Annotated in this window: 1 protein-coding gene; it reads left to right on the top strand. The window is 48.0% G+C overall.

Features of this window, described 5'->3' with window-relative positions; translation table 11 throughout:
• Positions 1-231: hypothetical protein (locus ACNKXV_RS14665; protein WP_417908436.1), on the top strand; the 231-nt coding region annotated here is incomplete at its 5' end.
• Positions 232-281 lie beyond the last annotated feature (50 nt).

Here is a 281-nt window from a genome sequence, read left to right as displayed (position 1 = left end):
TCAGAAAAGAGGTATACCAATCTGTATGATTTGGCTGCTTCCAAAAACTCCAATTCAGACCAGTCTTCATCAGCCAAGCACTTTCCCACGGAGTATCCGAAGAGGGAGGAATCAAAAGAGAGAGGGGTGATCAAGGGTTGGATAGGTTGTTTGGTTGCCTGTATTGAGCTTGTCGAAATATCGGGGTTGCCTGTGCTGAGCGTAGTCGAAGCATCCAGTTGCCTGTACTGAGCTTGTCGAAGTATCGTGTTGTCCGGGTTGTCCGGGTTGTCTAGTTGTCA

The organism is Christiangramia aquimixticola, assembly GCF_048285835.1.
Lineage (GTDB): Bacteria > Bacteroidota > Bacteroidia > Flavobacteriales > Flavobacteriaceae > Christiangramia > Christiangramia aquimixticola.
Note: the sequence above shows the minus strand (reverse complement) of the source record. Positions and strands in the feature narration are given on the sequence as shown.